Source organism: Streptomyces sp. NPDC051664 (assembly GCF_044453545.1).
Taxonomy (GTDB): Bacteria; Actinomycetota; Actinomycetes; order Streptomycetales; family Streptomycetaceae; genus Streptomyces.
Window position 1 is genome coordinate 121293 of sequence record NZ_JBITCU010000005.1, and the last position, 18212, is coordinate 139504.

General features: G+C 71.1%; 14 protein-coding genes and 1 pseudogene. 10 read left to right on the forward strand and 5 right to left on the reverse strand.

Going from position 1 to position 18212, the window contains the following annotated elements; translation table 11 throughout:
- Positions 1 to 67 precede the first annotated feature (67 nt).
- A pseudogene (locus ACIA8E_RS11870) lies at positions 68 to 247 on the forward strand (threonine--tRNA ligase); the annotation flags it as partial.
- Positions 248 to 253: 6 nt separating this feature from the next.
- On the opposite strand, the gene ACIA8E_RS11875 reads toward ACIA8E_RS11870, so the two are convergent.
- Positions 254 to 985 carry a MerR family transcriptional regulator gene (locus tag ACIA8E_RS11875; RefSeq protein WP_399296999.1) on the reverse strand — a complete coding sequence of 244 codons (732 nt, stop codon included), beginning with the start codon at positions 983 to 985 and terminating at the stop codon, positions 254 to 256.
- 239 nt (positions 986 to 1224) lie between these two features.
- On the opposite strand from ACIA8E_RS11875, the gene ACIA8E_RS11880 reads away from it, so the two are divergent.
- From ACIA8E_RS11880 to ACIA8E_RS11890, 3 genes are all read left to right on the forward strand, one after another.
- Positions 1225 to 1695 (forward strand): macro domain-containing protein, encoded by a 471-nt coding sequence (locus ACIA8E_RS11880; RefSeq protein ID WP_399297001.1) that lies wholly within the window; start codon positions 1225 to 1227, stop codon positions 1693 to 1695.
- Positions 1696 to 1760: 65 nt separating this feature from the next.
- On the forward strand, positions 1761 to 2300 hold the full coding sequence (locus ACIA8E_RS11885) for a hypothetical protein (RefSeq protein ID WP_399297003.1): 540 nt from the start codon (positions 1761 to 1763) through the stop codon (positions 2298 to 2300).
- A gap of 147 nt (positions 2301 to 2447) precedes the next feature.
- Entirely contained in the window at positions 2448 to 3332 is an 885-nt protein-coding gene (locus ACIA8E_RS11890; RefSeq protein WP_399297005.1) for an oxygenase MpaB family protein, read from the forward strand.
- Positions 3333 to 3467: 135 nt separating this feature from the next.
- Here the strand turns inward: ACIA8E_RS11890 and ACIA8E_RS11895 are convergent, their stop codons facing one another.
- The gene (locus tag ACIA8E_RS11895) at positions 3468 to 4508 is read right to left on the reverse strand and encodes a LacI family DNA-binding transcriptional regulator (RefSeq protein WP_399297007.1); all 1041 of its coding nucleotides are present in this window, start codon (positions 4506 to 4508) and stop codon (positions 3468 to 3470) included.
- A 480-nt stretch (positions 4509 to 4988) separates the two neighbouring features.
- Here ACIA8E_RS11895 and ACIA8E_RS11900 point away from each other — a divergent pair, with 480 nt between their 5' ends.
- From ACIA8E_RS11900 to ACIA8E_RS11910, 3 genes are all read left to right on the forward strand, one after another.
- Complete coding sequence (locus tag ACIA8E_RS11900; protein WP_399297009.1) at positions 4989 to 6965, forward strand: Xaa-Pro dipeptidyl-peptidase; 1977 nt, start codon at positions 4989 to 4991, stop codon at positions 6963 to 6965.
- Entirely contained in the window at positions 6962 to 8311 is a 1350-nt protein-coding gene (locus tag ACIA8E_RS11905) for a M14 family metallocarboxypeptidase (protein ID WP_399297011.1), read from the forward strand. Before ACIA8E_RS11900 ends, ACIA8E_RS11905 begins: the two co-directional genes overlap by 4 nt.
- 74 nt (positions 8312 to 8385) lie before the next feature.
- A complete protein-coding gene (locus tag ACIA8E_RS11910) occupies positions 8386 to 10131 on the forward strand; it encodes a BCCT family transporter (protein ID WP_399297013.1) in 1746 nt (581 codons plus the stop codon).
- A 34-nt stretch (positions 10132 to 10165) separates the two neighbouring features.
- Here ACIA8E_RS11910 and ACIA8E_RS11915 read toward each other — a convergent pair whose 3' ends face one another.
- The gene (locus tag ACIA8E_RS11915; protein WP_399297015.1) at positions 10166 to 11089 is read right to left on the reverse strand and encodes an FAD-dependent oxidoreductase; all 924 of its coding nucleotides are present in this window, start codon (positions 11087 to 11089) and stop codon (positions 10166 to 10168) included.
- Between the two features lie 105 nt (positions 11090 to 11194).
- Between ACIA8E_RS11915 and ACIA8E_RS11920 the strand changes: the two genes are divergently transcribed.
- The 3 genes from ACIA8E_RS11920 (at position 11195) to ACIA8E_RS11930 (ending at position 14559) form a co-directional block, all read left to right on the forward strand.
- Complete coding sequence (locus ACIA8E_RS11920) at positions 11195 to 12247, forward strand: oxidoreductase (protein ID WP_399297017.1); 1053 nt, start codon at positions 11195 to 11197, stop codon at positions 12245 to 12247.
- 94 nt (positions 12248 to 12341) lie between these two features.
- Complete coding sequence (locus ACIA8E_RS11925) at positions 12342 to 12875, forward strand: TrmH family RNA methyltransferase (protein ID WP_030930134.1); 534 nt, start codon at positions 12342 to 12344, stop codon at positions 12873 to 12875.
- 46 nt (positions 12876 to 12921) lie between these two features.
- A complete protein-coding gene (locus ACIA8E_RS11930; RefSeq protein ID WP_399297019.1) occupies positions 12922 to 14559 on the forward strand; it encodes an ABC-F family ATP-binding cassette domain-containing protein in 1638 nt (545 codons plus the stop codon).
- Positions 14560 to 14765: 206 nt separating this feature from the next.
- Here the strand turns inward: ACIA8E_RS11930 and ACIA8E_RS11935 are convergent, their stop codons facing one another.
- Both ACIA8E_RS11935 and ACIA8E_RS11940 read right to left on the reverse strand, forming a co-directional pair.
- A complete protein-coding gene (locus tag ACIA8E_RS11935) occupies positions 14766 to 17189 on the reverse strand; it encodes a Tex family protein (protein WP_399297021.1) in 2424 nt (807 codons plus the stop codon).
- Between the two features lie 137 nt (positions 17190 to 17326).
- Positions 17327 to 18190, reverse strand: a complete 864-nt coding sequence (locus tag ACIA8E_RS11940; protein ID WP_399297023.1) for a hypothetical protein — start codon at positions 18188 to 18190, stop codon at positions 17327 to 17329.
- Positions 18191 to 18212: the final 22 nt, after the last annotated feature.

Genomic DNA, 18212 nt, shown 5'->3' on the forward strand with positions numbered 1-18212 from the left:
CTCACTGCTCGAGCGAAGCCGAGAGCGTGCGGGAGGTCACTCGCCCGATGACCGCGAGGAGACCGCCATGCACGACCACCGCAAGCTCGGCCGCGAACTGGCCCTGTTCGGCACCGACCCGCTGATCGGCGCGGGGCTTCCGTACTGGCTGCCCGACGGCGCGACCGTGCGGCACACCCTGGAGGAGTACATCCGCACCGCCGAGCGGCGGGCCGGCTACCGGCACGTGTACTCGCCGGTGCTGGGCGGGGGCTCACTCCGCCGTGAACGCGGCCCGCAGCTCTTCCTTGAGCGACCGCTGGAACGCGGTCACCAGCGCCTGCAGCACCATCGGCTGCATATGGGCCGACAGCGACTTCATCGCCGCCACGTGCTCCGGGTCCGACTCCCGCTCCCGGTACGGGTTCCACACCTCGTCCCGGAACAGTCGCGTCAGCTCGTGCGCAGCGGAACGGGTGTGCTCCAGCAGCACCGTGCGCGCCGCGAGGATCGTCTCGTTGGCGATCGGTACGTCGAGCAGCTCGACCCCCAGCCGCAGCATCCCCGGATCGACCCGGAAGCTGCCGTCCGCCGCCTTCGCGCGCTCCAGCACACCCATCGCGGCCAGCCGGTCCACGTCGTCCTCGGTCAGTGCCCGCCCCGCGCGCCGCTCCAGCTCCGCCCGGGTCGCCTCCTCCGCCGAGTCCGGCGCCCAGGACGCCACCAGCGCCCGGTGGATCGCCAGATCGTGGGCGCTCAGATCGGGCGGCAGCTGCTCCAGATAGCGTTCGATCGCCGCGAGCGTCATGCCCTGGTGCTGAAGCTCCTCGATCAGCGCCAGACGGGACAGGTGGTCGTGCCCGTAGTGCCCGACCCGGCGCGGCCCGATCACCGGGGGCGGCAGCAGCCCCCGGGTGCTGTAGAAACGCACGGTACGTACGGTCACTCCGGCGCGCGCCGCCAGTTCGTCGACAGTGAGCGTCGGCTCCTCGGTTCCGGTCGCCATGTCTGCTCCTCGCTGCTGGCCGCTGGGCACTGCCGTCCCCGGTTACGCCTGTACCGACGGCACTGTCCGCATCCGTGTGCACCTATCCGGTTCAACAGTATTGCTGTCTCACCACTGTTGTGAAAGTCTCCGGCACCGCCGAAGTGCAGTAGGACCGCAGTACTCGCCGCCGGACCCTGGCCCACCTGGGAGCCGCCGGGTCCCGGCCGGTTGTCGGTGGTGGTCCGTACGGTGGTGTCATGTCGGAGATCACGTATGTACGGGGGGACGCCACCGCACCACAGGGCAAGGGCGTCAAGCTGATCGCGCATGTCTGCAACGACCTCGGCGGCTGGGGCAAGGGCTTCGTCCTCGCCGTGTCGCGCCGCCGGCCCGAGCCGGAGACCGCGTACCGCCGCTGGCACCGCGAGCGCGCGGGCCACGACTTCGGCCTGGGCGCGGTGCAGTTCGTCCAGGTGGGGCGGTATCTGTGGGTGGCGAACATGGTGGGGCAGCGGGGCATACGTACGGGCAGCAAGGGTGTACCCGTGCGGTACGAGGCGATGGACACGGCGCTGGAATCCGTGGCCGAACGGGCCGTCGAGCTGGGAGCATCGGTCCACATGCCCCGGATCGGATGCGGCCTCGCAGGCGGTAAGTGGTCCCGGACAGAGCCGTTGATCGAGCGTCGGCTGCTGAGCCGAGGCATAGCCGTGACGGTGTACGACTAGGAGTAGGGCGCCAGGCGCTGAGCCCGCGTCACCGGTGAACCGTCGTCCGCCGTAGGCTCCCGGCCATGCGAACCGACAGCGCTCCGGAAGCCCGCGCCCTTCTGATCACCGGCACCGTCGGGGCCGGCAAGACGTCGGTGGCCGACGCCGCAGGAGACCTGCTGACCGGCTCCGGCGTGCCCAACGCCGTCATCGACATGGACTGGCTCTGCCGGAGCCGGCCCGCGCCCGCCGACGACCCCTTCAACTTCTCGCTGCTGCTGCGCAATCTGAGGTGCGTGGTCGGCAACTACCTCGACACGGGCGTCACCCGGCTGGTTCTCGCGGGCGTCGTCGAGGACGCGGAGGACCGCAAGCGGTGCGAGAAGGCGGTGGGTGTCGGCCTGTCCGTGTGCCGGCTCCGGGTCGAGCTGCCGGTGGTCCGGCAGCGGCTGTCCCGGCGCCACGCGGACGAGCCCGAGGCGCTGCGGTGGCACCTGGACAGATCGGGGGAGCTCGACGGGATCCTCGACCGGGCCCAGGTGGAGGACTTCACGGTCGACGCCACCCAGCACCGCATCGACGAGGCCGCGGCCGCGGTGCTGGAAGCGGCCGGCTGGCGGTGACGGTCGGTACCGCCCACCTGCGCACACGGTGGCCGCCGGCCGAACCGGTCCCGCCGCCCCTGCTCGCCGGCCCGCCCGCGATCGCATACTGGAATACACATCAGCCGGGCACCGGCCCGCACGCCCGTCGACTGCTGGGAGCGCCGCATGAGCAGCGAAGCACCCCGGGGCAGGAACCGGAAGCGGGAGCCCGAGCCGCCGCCGCCCGGCGGAGTGCTCTGGAGCCTTGCCGGAGACGTCCGCGCCCTGCTGATGCTGCCCGCCGCCCTCACCCTCCAGGTCGCCCACCCGGCGGTCGGCGCGGGCGTCGACGATCACTCGGTGTTCCGCACGGACCCGTGGGGGCGCGGCGAGCGGTCGCTGCGCTCGCTCCAGCTCTGGGTGTACGGGGGTGAGGAAGCCGCCGAGGAGGGGCGCAGGCTCCGCAAGCTGCACCGCACCATTGAGGGCACCGACACCCGCGGGCGCCGTTACCATGCGCTGTCACCCGCGAACTATGCGTGGGTGCACGCCACGGGCTTCCCCATCTACCGGCACGGCACGCGGTATCTCGTCCGCCCGCTCACCGAGGCGCAGGAGCGGGCCCTGTACCGGGAGTGGCTCCAGGTCGGCCGGATCCTCGGCATCAACGACCGGGACATGCCGCAGTCGATCGAGGAGTTCTGGCCGTACTACCGCAAGGTGCTCGCCGACGAGATAGAGGCCACCGTCGTCGTCGAGGAGCTGGTCGCCACCGACCGGCCGGTACCGCCGCCGGACCGGGGTCCGCGGTCGGTCAGGCTGCTGGTCAAGGTTCTGTGGCCGGTCCTTTTCCCGCCGCTGGCCCGGTTCCGCAGGTTCATCACCATCGGGCTGATGCCGCCGGAGGCGCGCGAGGCGATCGGTCTGGAATGGACGGACGCGCAGGAGCGGAGGCTGCGGCGGTTCTGCGGTGTCGTCCGGGCTGTGGTGCCCGTGCTTCCTGAGCGGCTGCGCTATCTGCCGTACGCGCGCCGGGCCCGAGCCGCCCAACGGATGCGAGGCGCCCGCTGAGCTCACCCGGGCCCGTGGTGTTCAGCCGCCTGATGCGCCTTCGGTGACTGCGGGCGTCTGCGGGCCGGTCGTGGTCGGACGGGCTCGTATGCGGGCGGGGGCGCCGGTGCCGACGGCGTCTTCCGCACCGACGGGTCAGGCCGAGGCTCGCCGGACCAGCTCGGTCGGTGTGATCACCGAATCGGTCTCCTGCCCTTCGCCGTTCAGCCTCTGCATCAGCAGCCGCACCATCAACCGTCCCATGCCTTCGACATCCTGACGGACGGTCGTCAAGGCAGGATCGGTCGCTTCGGCCACCTGCTCCATGTCGTCGAAGCCGACCAGCGCCACGTCCTCCGGTACCCGGCGGCCTTGCTCGCCCAGCACCCGAAGGGCGCCGGACGCCATCAGGTCGTTGGACGCGAACACGGCGTCGAGGCCGGGGTGGCGCTCCAGCAGTTCGGCCATCGCCCGGGCGCCGCCATCGACGGTGAAGTCGCCCTCCACGATCAGTGACGGATCGCTGTCGGTCAGCACATCGCGGTAGCCGTCGATCCGGTCGAGCGCCGATGTCTGGCCGCGGGGCCCCGCGATGTGCCCGATCCGCTGCCGGCCGAGAGAGACCAGATGGCGTACGGCCTCGCGGGCGCCGCCGCGGTTGTCGCAGTCGACGTAGGGGACGGCGTGTTCCGATGCGTCCCCCGGTGTGCCGGGGCGGCCGCCGTAGACCGTGGGCACCCGGAACCGGCGGATGACGGCGGGAAGTTCGTCGTCGGTGTGCAGCGAGAACGCCAGCACGCCGTCCACATGGCCACCGGCCAGATAGCGGGTGATTCGGTCGAAGTCCCCGCTGCCCTCCACCAGGAGGAGCACCAGCTGGGCGTCGTACACGTTGAGTTCCCGGCTGATGCCACGGATCTGCCGGGAGAAGAACGGGTCGGAGAAGATCCGGAACTCCGGCTCGTCGATGATCACGGCCACCGCGCCGTTGCGCCGGGTGACCAGGGTCCGCGCGGCATGGTTCGGTATGTACCCGAGTTCCTCGACCGCCTTGCGGACCTGGTCCACCAGCGGCTGTCGCACCCCCGCCCCGCCGTTCACGACCCGGGAGGCCGTCGCCCGCGAGACTCCGGCGCGGGCCGCCACGGCCTCCAGCGTGGGGCGGGCATCACGGGAGGAAGGGGTCGGACCGGGCAAGGGACGCTCCTCGTAAGCGCGGGAACCGGCCGGAATCGGCCGAGGCTGGCGGAACAGCACGAACCCCACAAGCCTAAGGGCTGTCCCGTAATCCCTGGCGGGCGCCCGACGACAGCTACGGCGCCTCGCCGCGCCGTCGGAACGCCGCATACATCCAGTATCCGGACGTCTCTCCGCCTTGCCATGCACCGCATCTGACGCCGCGCGCCGAGCCACCAGGGATTGCGGGACAGCCCTCCGGGCCTGGAGTCCGCGAGGTCCCGTCCGACCCGTGCCACCGGCACGCGACCGGGCGCCGCCCCCCCCACACCGGGGAGGACGGCGGCGCGGAGACCGAACCCTTCGGGGCAAGACGTGTCCATGGCCGCTGCCGTCATACGGATCGCCATTCGGCCGTCATGGCAGTTCGACCGCTCTCACGTCACGTAGATGGGGAATCGCCCCCTGTTGCCCAGGAGTTGACCGGGGTACCTTCCGCAGATGCCGATACGTGTGCGGGGCACCCGCTTGACGTACAGATCGCTGGTGGTGGCGGCCTCGGCCGCCCTGATGACCGTCCTGCTCTCACCGGCAGGCGCGCAGGGCGCGAGCCCGCGGGAGAGCAGACCCGTCTACTCGTACGGGAACGCCGTCCGTGAGTCCGTCTGGGTGGACACCGGACTGGACGGCGACGGAAACGGAAAGAGCGACCGGGTCGCCGTCGACATCGTGCGGCCGCGCGAACCCGCGGCGCAGGGCCGGAAGATACCCGTGATCATGGACGCCAGCCCGTACTACTCCTGCTGCGGGCGCGGCAACGAGAGCCAGCTGAAGACGTACGACAGCCAGGGAAATCCGGTCCAGTTCCCGCTGCACTACGACAACTACTTCGTCCCGCGCGGCTATGCCTTCGTCGCCGTCGATCTGGCCGGTACCAATCGCTCCGACGGATGTGTCGATGTCGGAGGCCGCTCCGACATCCAGTCCGCCAAGGCGGTCATCGACTGGCTGAACGGCCGGGCCCGCGGCTACACCACCCGCACCGGCACAGAACGCACCGGAGCCGGCTGGTCCAACGGCCGCACCGGAATGATCGGCAAGAGTTACGACGGCACCATCGCCAACGGGGTGGCGGCGACCGGAGTCGACGGTCTGCGGACCATCGTTCCCATCGGATCCATCTCCTCCTGGTACGACTACTACTTCGCCCAGGGCGCCCCCCTCTACGACAGCGGCCCCGAATGGCTCTCCGACTATGTCGAGAGCCCCGAGGCACGGGCGCGCTGCGGTGCCGTCCAGCAGAAGCTCGTCGACGAGGCGCCCCGTACCGGCGACTGGACGAAGCTCTGGAACGAGCGCGACTACGTGAAGGACGCCCGCAAGGTGAAGGCCAGTGTCTTTGCCGTCCACGGGATGCAGGACCTCAACGTCCGCACCAAGCACCTCGGCCAGTGGTGGGACGCCCTCGCGGATCGGGGCGTCGAGCGCAAGATCTGGCTCTCCCAGACCGGGCACGTCGACCCGTTCGACTACCGGCGCGCCGAGTGGGTCGACACCCTGCACCGCTGGTTCGACCACTACCTCCTCGGCTACGACAACGGCATCGACCGCGAACCGATGGCCGACATCGAACGTCACCCCGACCAGTGGTCCACCGACAAGGTCTGGCCGCCCCGCACCACCGCGGTCACCACCGCGCGCCCCGGCCCCGGCACCGCGCCCGGCGTCGGCACCCTCACGCGCAGGCCCGCCCGCCCCGGCGCAGCCGAGACGTTCACCGACGACCCGAAGCAGAGCGAGACGGACTGGGCCGCCGACCTGGAGAGGACCACGGGCGCCAAGGCCGGGTTTCTCACCGCACCACTCGCCCACGACCTGCGGCTTGCCGGCTCTTCGCAGGTCACCGTCACCGCGACCCCGACGACCGCCACCGCCCATCTCTCCGCGGTCCTCGTCGACGTCGGCCCCGACACCATCCGGGACTACGCCGCATCCGGCGAAGGCATCACCACCCTCACCGACCGCACCTGCTGGGGCGCGAGCACCGCCGGCGACAGTTCCTGCTTCAAGGTGACCGAGGCCAGGACCACCACCGTCGACCGGACGGTCTTCAGCCGCGGCTGGGCCGACCTCGGGACGTACGCCTCCGCGGGCAAGGGACGCCCCCTCACCCCCGGCAAGCGCTACACGATCACCGTCGACCTGGCCGCGAGCGACCACATCGTGCCGGCCGGACACCGCCTCGCCCTGATCGTCGCAGGCACCGACAAGGACCTCATCGACCCGCCGGACTCCACCCCCACGCTCACCCTCGACCTGGCCCGTACGTCCGCGAAGCTGCCGTTCGTCGGCGGCGCCGCAGCGTTCGTGCGCGCCACCGCGGGCCCCGCGCCCGCGACAACCCCCCGCGTATCCCGTCCCGAGGGCGTGGCACCGCCTCGTCCCGCGCACCGCATCCCGGGAGGCAGCCGCTCATGACACCCCGTACCCCGATCGTCCGACAGCTCGGCACCCGTCCCCGCCCTGGTCGCCTCGGACTCCGTCAGCTCGGACTCCGGCACCTGTCCCTGACGGCCGGGGCCGCCATACTGGCCGTACCCCTGGTCACGGTGCCGGCCGAGGCCGCGCACACCCCGCCCCGTACCGGCTTCGAGATCAGCAACGGGGCCCACTGGACCGGTCAGCCCGAGGAGCAGTCGTTCCTCGCCGCCGTCGGCCGGGGCAGCGACCGCGTCTCCATCGACCGGATCGGCACGACGAAACAGGGCCGCCCGCTCCAGCTCGTCCGTATCGGCAACCACCGCCCCACGTCCGACACGATGCTGCTGATCTGCAGCCAGCACGGCAACGAACCGTCCGGCCGCGAGGCCTGTCTGACCACCGTCCGGGATCTCGCGTACGCCAAGGACCCGGCGACCCGCGCCTTCCTCTCCCGGACCGACGTCCTCGTCGTCCCCACCGCGAACCCCGACGGGCGGGCGGCGAACACGCGCGGCAACTCCGACGGTGTCGACATCAACCGCGACCACATCGCCCTGCAGACCGCCGAGGCCCGTGCCATGGCCGCGGTGATCCGCGACCGGAAGCCCGATGTGATCTACGACTTGCACGAGTACGGTGCCACCCCGCCGTACTACGACAAGGACCTGTTCGTCCTCTGGCCCCGCAACCTCAACACCGCCGACCGGGTGCACGGCGAATCGCAGATCCTGTCCGATGGGTATGTGCGGCCCACCGCCAAGGAGGCCGGCTACAGCAGCGGTCTCTACGGCATCTGGACCGACCCGGTCACCGGCGACCCGATCAAGCAGACCGCGGGCGACGGACAGGAGCGCATTCTCCGCAACACCGCGGGCATCAAGCATGCGGTGGGCCTGCTCATCGAGTCCCGGGTCGACGCGCTCACCGACGCCGAGAAGGCCGACCCGGCCCTCAACAGCCGACGTCGCGTCGCCTCGCAGCTGGCCGCACTCGACGGGCTGTTCAGTTTCACCGACGAGCGACGCGGACGCATCGAGGCCGCCACGGCCGCGTCCCGCACGGCAGGGTTCAAGGACCGCGGTCCCGTCTACCTCGGCGGCGCCGACAACGAGGCGGCCGAGCCCGCCGAGATCCTGCAGGACCCGCCCTGCGGCTACCGGCTGACCGCCGCCCAGTTCGCCGACGTCAAGGACGAACTCGCCCTGCACGGCGTCACGTTCCGGCGCGACGGTGACGGAGCGTACGTACCGCTGCGCCAGTCGGCCCGGAACTTGGTCCCCCTCCTCCTGGATGAGAGGGCCACATATCACATCACAAACGGGCAAGCCGATACCGCTTGTTGATCCCGCGAACGGCACGATGCGTGTGGTACTGCCTACGGAGAGCGAAATTACAGCTTCCGTGAAAGGTGCCACTCGTGTCGCAGGACGAACAGGGGACGGGCGGCCGGGCGGATCTTCCGGTAACGGCGGATCTGCCCGGCGACCCGACCCAGGACCGGCAGCCCACGACCGACCGAGTGGTCTTCGGAGTCACCGCCGTCCTCACTCTCGCCTTCGTGACCTGGGGGGCCGCCGCCACGGGTTCGCTGGAGAACGTCTCCAGCAAGATGCTCAACGGGCTCATCCACAACGGTGGTTGGGCCTTCATGCTCGTCGCGTCCGGGTTCGTCGTCTTCGCCCTCTGGCTCGCCGTCAGCCGCTACGGGAAGATCTCCCTCGGCCAGGAGGGCGAGGAGCCCGAATTCCACACCGTGTCCTGGGTCGCGATGATGTTCAGCGCCGGCATGGGCATCGGACTCATGTTCTATGGCGTCAGTGAGCCGCTGGCCCACTTCACCAACCCGCCGCCCGGCACGCACCCCTTCGACGCCGCCGACGCGATGCAGACGGCGATGGCCACCACCCTCTTCCACTGGACGCTCCACCCCTGGGCGATCTACGCGGTCGTCGGGCTCGCCATCGCGTACAGCTCCTACCGGCGCCGCAGGCGGCAGACGATCAGCGCGGTGTTCGAGCCGCTCATCGGCGCCCGGCACGCCCACGGCGCCGTCGGCCGGCTCATCGACATCCTCGCCATCTTCGCGACCCTCTTCGGCTCCGCCGCGTCGCTCGGACTCGGCGCACTCCAGATCGGCAGCGGGTTCCATGAGCTCAACTGGCGGGAGAAGACCGGCACCGGACTGCTCGTCGTGATCATCGCGGTGCTGACCGTGGCGTTCGTCGTCTCGGCGATCTCCGGTGTCGAGAAGGGCATCCAGTGGCTGTCCAACACCAATATGGTGCTCGCCGTGATCCTCGCGGTCTTCGTCTTCATCGCCGGCCCCACCATCATCGTGCTGGATCTGCTGCCCACCTCGATCGCCGCGTACTTCGGCAACCTCGCCCAGCTCGCCGGACGCACCGAGGCGACCGGCAAGGGCGAGGTGGCCGAATGGCTCGGCAGCTGGACCGTCTTCTACTGGGCGTGGTGGATCTCCTGGACGCCCTTCGTCGGCATGTTCATCGCCCGCATCAGTCGCGGCCGGACGATCCGTCAGTTCGTCGGCGGCGTCATTCTGGTGCCCAGCACCGTGAGCCTGGTCTGGTTCGCGATCTTCGGCGGTACGGCGATCAAGCTCCAGGAAGCGGGCAGGCTCGGCGGCGCCACGACCCAGGAGGCCGAGCTGTTCGGTGTCCTGAAGCAGTTCCCGATCGCCACCGTGATGAGTCTGCTGGTGATGATCCTGGTCGGCATCTTCTTCGTCTCGGGCGCCGACGCGGCCTCCATCGTGATGGGTACGCTCTCGCAGAAGGGCATCCGTGAACCGGCCAAGTGGGTCGTCATCTTCTGGGGCGTCGTCACCGGCGCGGTGGCGGCCGTGATGCTGCTGATCGGCAACGGGAGGGGCGACGCGCTCGCGGGGCTCCAGAACCTGACGATCCTGGTCGCCGCACCGTTCGCGCTCGTCATGATCGGCATGTGCGTGGCGCTGATGCGGGACCTGCGTGAGGACCCGATGATCGTGCGCCGTGAGTTCGGCATCGAGGCCGTCGAATCGGCAGTGATCGAGGGCCATGCGAAGTACGCCGGCGACTTCGAGATCCGGATCGGCCCCGGCGGCAGCCAGATCACCACCGAACACCACGACAAGCCCGGCCCCAAGAACCCGCCCGGCGATTGAGGACACCACAGGGCCGAAGCCCCGCACCGGCGGCTCAGCCCACCAACCGGGCCACTGTCTCCGCGCAGCCCCAGGCAACCGTCACCCCCGCGCCACCGTGCCCGTAGTTGTGGACCAACCGCCCGCCGCCCGGCAGCGGTTCGGCCTCGATGCGTACACCCGCATCGCGGGCCGGACGCAGCCCCACCAGGTGTCCGATGATCCGCGCCCGCGCGATCTCCGGCCGGATCCGGGCGCACCGGGCCACGATCTCCCTGGCCGTACCGGGATCGGGCACCGTGCTCCAGTCGTCCACCTGGGCCGTGCCGCCGAGGATCAGCCGCCCGGGCTGAGGGAAGAAGTACGTGGTCGCCTCCGACGCCGGGTCCGCCTCGGTGAACCACTCCTCGATCCCCGGGTTCTCCACCAGCACCAACTGGCCGCGCACCGGCCGCACCCCGGCATCCCGGACCAGTTCCCGGGCCCCGAGACCCGTGCAGTCGACCACCGTCGTGGCCTCCGCCGCCGCTTCGTCGAACACGGTGACCGCGCGCTGCTCGACCGCAACCCCCGCCGCCGCGAGCCGTCGCTCCAACCAGCCCAGGTACACCGGCATGTCGATCAGCGGCAGCCGGGCCCGCAGCCCGTCGGCCGCCTCCACCAGTTCCTTCAACTGCCCCGCCCACGGCCCGAGCACGGCGAGCCGCTCGCCCCGGTGCAGGCCGGTGACCAACCGTACGCCGGTCTCCTCCGAGCGCCCGGCCAGCTCCTCGTACCTCCGCAGCGACGTCAGTGACCAGTCGCCGACCAGGTGTTCCGGCTCGATCCGGTACGGCCACCACAACGCGCCCGCCACGGCCGATGCGGTCGCCGCGGCCGGCTCCCGGGACCAGACCCGCACCGGGTGACCGCGCTCGGCCAGTACCAGCGCCGTCGTCAGTCCGCTGACCCCGCCACCCACCACGATCACGTCCGACACTTCTGCCCCGCCCGTCCCATCGGCTCATGCGCTGCTCATGGGCGGACGCTAACGGAATGCCCGATGCCGCGCTCACAACAGGTCCGGGCCGGGAATACTCGGGTCATGTCTGCCGAGTACGCGACCTTCGGCCTTGCGCCGGCGATGCGAGCCGGTGGAGTCCGCGCCCATGGCGACTACCAGGTGCACCGGGACTTCATGGACTTCATCGTCGACGGCCGCCCGCTGCTGTTCCAGCTCACCGACCTCGACGCCGTGTCCCCGCTCGCCTCCGACGTACCGCCCGCGATCTTCACCACGCACGTGCGGCGTCTGCTCCTCGAAGTGGAAGCCCCGCTCGCCGACGGGCGTTACGTGATCTACGGCTGCCCCGAGTGCGAGAGCCTCGGATGCGGGGCGGTCACCGCTGTCATCGAACGCGACGGCGCCGACATCGTCTGGCGCGACTTCGCCTGGCAGACGTACGAGACCGTCGACCTGGAACGGAGCGGCTACCACGGCATAGGGCCGTTCCGCTTCGACGGCTTCCAGTACCGGCAGGAACTGGAACGACTGCTTCCGGCCGCGTCGGCGGACGGTTCCGAGCCGGGCCCGGACCTGCCCGCCGGGCGCCGCGTCCTGCTGATCGGCGCCCGCGTCGCCGTACTCGCCAAGCTCGCCGCCGCACTCCGCGCCATCGGGATCGGCGCCGACATCACCGCCGACGTCGCCCAGGTGTCGCCCGACGAGCTCCGCGGCTACCGTGCCGTGGCCTTCGGCCGCGCCATCACCGAGGACGAATGCGCCGCCGTGCGGCGGGCCTTCACCCGGGCCGGAGCGGACGTCGCCTACGTCGACGGCCTCGCTCCGGTCGTCCCCGTGCTGGTCGCCCAGATCGAACACGCCCTTGACCGCAGCGCACCCGCCCAGCGCCGTCTGGTCCGGTTGGCGGCGGCGGACGGCACAGCCGGAGTCCACGTCACCTCGTCCTGCCGGGTGAACCTGGTCGCGTACCGACTCGACCGGCTGTACCGCACCCACACCCAGCAGGTCTTCGACGGCGTGCTGGAACCGGGCGAGCACCGAATTCCACTGGACGCACGGGCGGTGAAGGGACAATCCTTCATCGTGGCGCGCACCATGGGGAGCGTGCTGGTCGCACCGATGGTGCACCACTGAGCTGGAAGTCGATGGCCCCGGTGAGCCGCCAATCGCCGCACACGATGCCTCGTACGCACCACCACTCGTCCGGGAGGTCCGCCTCCGTGCCGCGATGAGCGGCGACCGGAGCGGCCCCGCGATCCGCACCCGTACCCGCACGGAACTCCGCCGCACCCGGCGCCCGCGCGCACACTCCTGCTGGGACCACCTCTACGCTGCTCCGCTCTGGCCGCTCCACGGCGCGAACCTCGGTACCCTGGCCCGCACCTGTGACGCCGTCGGCGCCTGCCTCACCGTGCCCCGCCACCCGTGGGTGCCCGAGGCCCTGGCCCGCGGCAACACGCTCCGCAAACCCCTCTGCACCCACTGGACCGGCGATCCCCTCGGCTGGCTGCAGAAACAGCGCGAGCGCGGTCTGCGGATCGTCGGTGTCGAACTGGCCGACGAGGCGATCCGCCTCGCAGACCTGCCCGCGGCCCGCGAACCGACCGTGATGGTCCTCGGCCATGAACAGCAGGGCATCCCGCCCGAGGCCCTGGATCTCCTCGACACCTGCGTCGAGATCCCGATGATCGGCACCGGCGCCAGCCTGAACGTCGCCGTGGCGGGATCCCTGGCCCTCTACCGACTGGCCGGCCTGCTCTGACACCCGTCGAGGGCGAGGCCGGGCGCCGTCTAGGATCGGGACCCTGATGACTGCCACTCTCGTCGCCAAGGACCTCGCCGCCGGACACGGCGACCGCACACTCTTCGCCGGGCTCGACCTCGTCGTCGCGCCCGGCGACGTGATCGGTCTCGTCGGAGTCAACGGAGCCGGAAAATCGTCGCTGCTGCGGCTGCTCGCCGGGCTCGACCGGCCGGAGGAGGGCGAGCTGCGGCTCTCCCCGCCCACCGCCACCGTCGGCCACCTCCCGCAGGAGCCGGAACGGCGCCCGGACGAGACCGTGCGGGAGTTCCTCGCCCGCCGGACCGGCGTCGCCGACGCACAGGCGGCGATGGACGCCGCGACCCAGGCCCTGGTCGACGAGGCGCCGGGCGCCGACGACGCGTACTCCGACACCCTCGAACGCTGGCTGGCCCTCGGCGGCGCCGACCTGGACGAGCGTGCCGAGGAGATCGCCGCCGACCTCGGTCTGACCGTCGGTCTCGACCTGCCGATGACCGCACTCTCCGGCGGCCAGGCCGCCCGCGCCGGACTCGCCTCGCTGCTCCTGTCGCGGTACGACATCTTCCTGCTCGACGAGCCCACCAACGACCTCGACCTGGACGGCCTGGAGCGCCTGGAGCGGTATGTCTCCGGGCTGCGCGCAGGCACCGTCGTGATCAGCCACGACCGCGAGTTCCTGATGCGCACGGTCACCAAGGTCCTCGAACTCGACCTCGTCCAGCAGCAGATCAACCTGTACGGCGGCGGTTACGCGGCCTACCTGGAGGAGCGCGACCGCGCTCGCCGGCACGCCCGCGAGGAGTTCGAGGAGTACGCCGACAAGCGCTCCGCCCTCGAGGGGCGGGCGCAGATGCAGCGCGGCTGGATGGACAAGGGTGTCAAGAACGCCCGCCGCAAAGCCACCGACTCCGACAAGATCGGCCGTAAGTTCCGCAGCGAGTCGAGCGAGAAGCAGGCCGCGAAGGCCCGGCAGACGCAGCGCATGATCGAACGCCTCGACGTCGTCGACGAACCGCGCAAGGAGTGGGAGCTGCGGATGGAGATCGCGACGGCCCCGCGTTCCGGTTCGGTCGTCGCGACCCTGCGCGACGCACAGGTCGTACGCGGCGATTTCGCGTTCGGCCCGGCGTCGCTGCAGATCGACTGGGCGGACCGGGTGGCGATCACCGGCGCCAACGGAGCCGGTAAGTCCACCCTCCTCGCGGCGCTGCTCGGCCGCCTCCCGCTGGACTCGGGCCACGCGACGCTCGGCTCGGGCGTGGTGGTCGGCGAGGTGGACCAGGCACGCAAGCTGTTCCACGGCTCGGAGTCGCTGCTGGAGGCGTTCTGCGCGGCCGTCCCGGACACCGAACCCGCCGAAGTCCGCACGCTGCTGGCCAAGTTCGGGCTGCGCGCGGATCATGTGATGCGCCCCGCGACGACGCTCTCCCCGGGCGAACGCACCCGCGCGGCACTGGCCCTCCTGCAGGGCAGGGGCGTGAACCTCCTGGTCCTGGACGAGCCCACGAACCACCTCGACCTGCCCGCGATCGAGCAGCTGGAATCGGCGCTCGACTCGTACACCGGCACGTTGTTGCTGGTCACGCATGACCGGCGGATGCTGGAAGCGGTGCGGACGACGAGGCGGGTCGAGGTGGCGGCGGGCAAGGTGACCGAGGCCTGACGGCCTTCCGGGGCTCGGCCCAGGCCCCGCTCCTCAGTCTCCGACACCCGGAAGATGTCCTCGGACGCCGGACGGGCTGGGCCTTCCCGCCTGGACGGGGCACCTTCGGTCAGTCCGGCGTACGAGGGCCGGGGCGGAGCCCCGGTTCCGGGAAGGGGCGGGGAGGGGGCAGCCCGCTCGGCGGACCGCCCCCACCCGCGCCGCCGTCAGCGCTTCTTCCCGCCCTGCTGCGGATCCGCCAGCCCCGCCCGCCGCAGCGCATCCGCCATCGCGCTGTTCACCGGCGCCGGCGCCGGACGAGCGGAGCCACCGCCACTGCCACCGCGCCGCTCGCGTTCCTGACCGCCCTGGCCCTGGCCCTGCCGCTGCCGCGGCGGCCGGCCACCCTGACCGCCTCGCTCGCCCCGCTCGCCCCGCTCCCGCTTCGCCCCGCCGCCCTGAGGCGCCGCCCCCGCCGACGCCTCGTCGTCCAACCGCAGCGTCAGCGAGATCCGCTTCCGCGGGATGTCGACGTCCATCACCTTCACCTTCACGATGTCGCCCGGCTTCACCACATCCCGAGGGTCCTTCACGAAGGTCTTCGACATCGCCGACACGTGCACCAGGCCGTCCTGGTGGACGCCGACGTCCACGAATGCCCCGAACGCGGCAACATTCGTGACGACCCCTTCCAGCACCATCCCGGACGCCAGATCGCCGATCTTCTCGACACCCTCCTTGAAGGTGGCCGTCTTGAACGCCGGCCGCGGGTCGCGCCCCGGCTTCTCCAGCTCCTTCAGGATGTCCGTGACCGTCGGCAGACCGAACTTCTCGTCCACGAAGTCGTCGGCCCGCAGCGACCGCAACACCCCCGTGTTGCCGATCAGCGAAGCGACGTCACCGCCCGTCCTCTTCACCATCGTCCGCACCACCGGATACGCCTCCGGGTGCACGCTCGACGCGTCCAGCGGGTCGTCGCCCCGGATCCGGAGGAAGCCCGCGCACTGCTCGTACGCCTTCGGGCCGAGCCGCGCCACATCCTTCAGCGCCCTCCGGGACCGGAAGGGTCCGTTCGCGTCCCGGTGCGCGACGATGTTCTCCGCGAGGCCGGAGCCGATGCCCGAGACCCGCGAAAGCAGCGGCGCCGACGCGGTGTTGACGTCGACACCGACGCCGTTCACACAGTCCTCGACCACCGCGTCCAGCGAACGCGACAGCTTCACCTCGGACAGGTCGTGCTGGTACTGGCCGACACCGATCGACTTCGGGTCGATCTTCACCAGTTCGGCCAGCGGATCCTGCAGGCGCCGCGCGATGGACACCGCGCCGCGCAACGACACGTCCATGTCGGGGAGTTCCTGCGAGGCGAAGGCCGAGGCCGAGTAGACCGAGGCGCCCGCCTCGGACACCATCACCTTGGTGAGCTTCAGCTCCGGGTGCTTGTCGCACAGCTCGCCGGCGAGCTTGTCCGTCTCGCGGGACGCGGTGCCGTTGCCGATCGCGATCAGGTCGACGGAGTGCTCCTTCGCCAGCCGCTCCAGCTTGGCCAGCGACTCGTCCCACTTGTTCGCCGGGACGTGCGGGTAGATGACGTCCGTCGCCACGACCTTGCCCGTCGCGTCGACGACGGCGACCTTCACCCCGGTACGGAGGCCGGGGTCGAGCCCCAGCGTGGCCCGCGTCCCGGCCGGCGCGGCGAGCAGCAGATCGCGCAGGTTCGACGCGAAGACCCGTACCGCCTCGTCCTCCGCCGCCGTACGCAGCCGCAGCCGCAGATCGATCCCGAGGTGGACGAGGATCCGGGTCCGCCACGCCCAGCGCACGGTGTCGCCCAGCCACTTGTCGCCGGGGCGGCCGCGGTCGGCCACGCCGAAGCGGCGGGCGACCATGTTCTCGTACGTCGACGGGCCCGGCTCGTCCGACGGCTCCTCCGGCTCCAGGACCAGGTCGAGAACGTCCTCCTTCTCGCCCCGGAGCATCGCGAGCACCCGGTGCGAGGGCAGCGCGGTGAACGGCTCGGCGAAGTCGAAGTAGTCGGCGAACTTCGCGCCGGCCTCCTCCTTGCCGTCCCGTACCTTCGCCGCCAGCCGCCCGCGCGACCACATGCGCTCGCGCAGCTCGCCGATCAGATCCGCGTCCTCCGAGAAACGCTCGGTCAGGATCGCGCGGGCGCCGTCCAGCGCCGCCGCCGCGTCCGCGACGCCCTTGTCGGCGTCGACGAAGGCAGCCGCCGCGGCGAGCGGCTCGACCGACGAGTCGCCCAGCAGCCCGTCGGCGAGCGGTTCGAGCCCCGCCTCCCGGGCGATCTGCGCCTTCGTCCGCCGCTTCGGCTTGAACGGCAGATAAATGTCCTCAAGACGGGCCTTGGTGTCGGCCGCCCGGATCTGCGCCTCCAGGGCCGCGTCCAGCTTGCCCTGCTCGCGAACGGAGTCGAGGATCGCGGTACGCCGGTCCTCCAGCTCCCGCAGATATCGCAACCGCTCCTCGAGCGTGCGCAGCTGCGCGTCGTCGAGCATCTCGGTCGCTTCCTTGCGGTAGCGCGCGATGAACGGCACGGTCGACCCGCCGTCGAGCAGCTCGACGGCCGCCTTCACCTGCCGCTCGCGTACGCCGAGCTCCTCGGCGATCCTGCCTTCGATGGACGTCGTCACGGTTTCTACCGACTCGCCTTCTCGTACTGGCTGTGCTTACCGGGGGCCAGGGCACGCCGTGGCTCCTTCGCCAGCATTGTGCCGCGTGGTCGGGCGCCGTGTCGCCCGACCACCCCGTTTGTCGACCGGTCGGCGGCTCAGCCCTTGCCGATCAGGTCGGCCGGGAACGCGCCCGCCGAAGCCGCCGTGAACAGGAAGCCGCGCGCCAGTTCGGTCAGCCGCGCCACGCCCTCCGCGCCGAGATGCTCGTACGGTGCCGCGTCCATCCGGTCGGTGGCGTCCTCCAGCTCCGCGCGGAGCGCAACCCCGGCCTCCGTCAACTCGCCCTCACCGTCGAGGAGTCCACGCCCGCGCAGCCGCTCGGTCGCGTCCTCCCAGTCGTTGCGGCGCCAGCCGCGGGTGGCGAGAACCCAGCGAGGCGACATGCCCTTGCCGGTTGCCGTGTGGCTGGCCAGGGCCTCGACCGGGTCGAGACCGGCGGCGAGGAGCGCGGCGAGATGGCCGTCGCCACGGTGTTCGCGCAGCAGTGTCGCGGCGTGCCAGTACGCCAGGTGCGGCTGCTCGGGCACGGGCAGATCGGCGTGGGCGGCGTACAGCGGCCGGGCGTGTCGGGTGCACGCCTCGGCGGCGCGCAGCGCCAGCTCCGCCGCCTCGGCCAGTTCGGGGGAGTCGATGATCTCCGGGCCGAGCAGCCGGCGCAGCGTCGTGTCGACGGCGCGCAGCCGGGCCTCCAGGACCGCCTCCGGCGAGGCGACGGACCACACTGCGGGCAGGTGCCGGGCCACGAGGTCGTGGTTGAAGTTGTAGAAGGTCGCGGTGACGGTGCCCGGTCCGACAGCTCCCAGCGCCGCCCCGCGTGCGGCGAAGTAGGCGGCGTTCGAGTCGCCGACGCCGAGCTCTCCGAGCTCCTTGCCGAGGTCGGGGGAGAAGTAGACCGTCGAGTGCAGCGGGTTGATGGCGTTGTGGCAGCGGCGTCCGGCGAGCGGCGGCAGAGTACTCATGCGCGCACGTTACCGACTGGTC

Excerpts from the sequence above, each read along its gene's own strand:
- ACIA8E_RS11875 (WP_399296999.1), bottom strand. The coding sequence starts at position 985 with ATGGCGACCGGAACCGAGGAGCCGACGCTCACTGTCGACGAACTGGCG.
- ACIA8E_RS11880 (WP_399297001.1), top strand. The coding sequence starts at position 1,225 with ATGTCGGAGATCACGTATGTACGGGGGGACGCCACCGCACCACAGGGC.
- ACIA8E_RS11885 (WP_399297003.1), top strand. The coding sequence starts at position 1,761 with ATGCGAACCGACAGCGCTCCGGAAGCCCGCGCCCTTCTGATCACCGGC.
- ACIA8E_RS11890 (WP_399297005.1), top strand. The coding sequence starts at position 2,448 with ATGAGCAGCGAAGCACCCCGGGGCAGGAACCGGAAGCGGGAGCCCGAG.
- ACIA8E_RS11900 (WP_399297009.1), top strand. The coding sequence starts at position 4,989 with ATGCCGATACGTGTGCGGGGCACCCGCTTGACGTACAGATCGCTGGTG.
- ACIA8E_RS11905 (WP_399297011.1), top strand. The coding sequence starts at position 6,962 with ATGACACCCCGTACCCCGATCGTCCGACAGCTCGGCACCCGTCCCCGC.
- ACIA8E_RS11920 (WP_399297017.1), top strand. The coding sequence starts at position 11,195 with ATGTCTGCCGAGTACGCGACCTTCGGCCTTGCGCCGGCGATGCGAGCC.
- ACIA8E_RS11925 (WP_030930134.1), top strand. The coding sequence starts at position 12,342 with ATGAGCGGCGACCGGAGCGGCCCCGCGATCCGCACCCGTACCCGCACG.
- ACIA8E_RS11930 (WP_399297019.1), top strand. The coding sequence starts at position 12,922 with ATGACTGCCACTCTCGTCGCCAAGGACCTCGCCGCCGGACACGGCGAC.
- ACIA8E_RS11940 (WP_399297023.1), bottom strand. The coding sequence starts at position 18,190 with ATGAGTACTCTGCCGCCGCTCGCCGGACGCCGCTGCCACAACGCCATC.